Origin of the sequence: Streptomyces himastatinicus ATCC 53653 (assembly GCF_000158915.1) — a bacterium.
Classification (GTDB): domain Bacteria; phylum Actinomycetota; class Actinomycetes; order Streptomycetales; family Streptomycetaceae; genus Streptomyces; species Streptomyces himastatinicus.
This window is the reverse complement of record NZ_GG657754.1, coordinates 877,503-879,052: the sequence shown is the minus strand read 5'-3', so window position 1 is coordinate 879,052 and position 1,550 is coordinate 877,503. Positions and strand designations below refer to the sequence as shown.

Sequence of the window (1,550 nt, the reverse complement as noted above, 5' to 3'; positions counted from 1 at the left end):
GACGTCGTTGTCGCTCATCGTCACCGACGGCGCATCTACGCGGCCACTCGCAGAAGGTGTACTTCATGGAGCACAACGGACCCCGCAACCGGCAGTTCCACGTGCAGATCGTGGGACGGTAGCGATGCCCGCCCCGCCGCCCGACGACCTGTCTCGCCTCGACCCGCTGCACCGCGGGATCCTCCAGGATTACGGTCATGCCGCGCATGTGCCGCTGCGCGGCCTGTACACCGGCGGGGCGCCCGCGCTCACCCGGGTCGATCGGGCCGAGGTCGGCGAGTACGTCATCCTCACCGTCCGCGACCCGCTGTGCGGCTACGACCAGGACCCGGCCGAACAGATCGCGGCGAAGCTCGACGCCCCGCGGCTGATCGGGCGGCCGGCATGTTCAGCACCTGGGGCGGTGGGTACCGCGGCGCGTCCGTCAGCGTGGTCTCCGGCGGTTCCGGCTCGCCCGAGGCCGAACTCGTCCTGCACGAACTCATGGAGAACACCGGGGCGACCACCTATCTGCGGGTCGGCGGCTCCGGTGGCATGCACCCCCGGGTCCGGCCCGGCGACCTCGTGATCGCCTCCGGCGTCGTACGCGACGAGGGCATGACGGCCGCGTACGTACCGCCGTCCTGGCCTGCCGCCGCCGACCCGCTCGTCGTGCTCGCCCTCGCCCGGGCCGCCCACGACAGCGGCGCGCCGTACCACGTCGGCACGATCCGCTCCACCGACAGCGACTTCGTGGCCGGGGGCCGCCCCGGTGTCGGCGGCTACCTCCAGTCCTGGCACACCACCCTCGTCGACGACTGGGCCCGGGCCGGAGTCCTCGCGGGCGACCGCGAGTCCGCCGCGATCGTGACGCTCGCCCGGCTCTTCGGCCGCCGCGGCGGCGCGATCTGCTCCGTCGCCGACAACATCAGCACCGGCGCGCCCTTCGAAACCGGCGCCGGGCACATCGCCGCCATCGACGTCGCCCTGGACGGAACCGCGCTGCTGCACCGGCTCGACCGCGCGGCGGAGGCGGAAGGGCTGCCCATGTGGCTGCCGCGGTACGACACGCCCGAGGAGACCCGGTGACCCTGACCGGTGTGATCGGCGGCGTATCGGTCGACCACATCGTGCGGGCCGGACACCCGGCACACTACGACTGCCCGGGCGGCCCCGGCCTCTACGCCGCCCTCGGGGCGCGGCTCGTGCCCGGTACCCGGGTGCGGCTGCGGTGCGAACTCCCCACGTCCGTACCGGAGTTCCGCGCCATCCTCGTGGCGGCCGGGGTCGATCTCGGTGCCTGCGCGGCTGTCCCGGAACCGGTGCGGGTCTGGCTGCTGGACTCCCCGCAGGGCCGCCGCCTGGTGGAGACCACGCCGCCGCCCGGAGCGGAGATCGCCGAAGCCGACGATGCCATCGCGGCCCCGACACCAACCGGCCCGGAATTCTTCACCGGCCTGGACGGCCTGCTGTTCTGCTCACCCGCCCGCCTCGACCGCCGGTTCGGCAGCGGGACCGTCGTCGGGGTGGACCCGGATCAGACCCTGGCGCGCACCCGCGGATGGGAGTAC

Annotated in this window: 2 protein-coding genes; both read left to right on the top strand. The window is 73.7% G+C overall.

The window, feature by feature from the left end:
- The first annotated feature begins 384 nt into the window (after positions 1–384).
- A complete protein-coding gene (locus tag SSOG_RS03040) occupies positions 385–1,068 on the top strand; it encodes a phosphorylase family protein (RefSeq protein WP_063631534.1) in 684 nt (227 codons plus the stop codon).
- Positions 1,065–1,550: hypothetical protein (locus tag SSOG_RS53190; RefSeq protein ID WP_039936428.1), on the top strand; the 486-nt coding region annotated here is incomplete at its 3' end. The genes SSOG_RS03040 and SSOG_RS53190, both read left to right, overlap by 4 nt.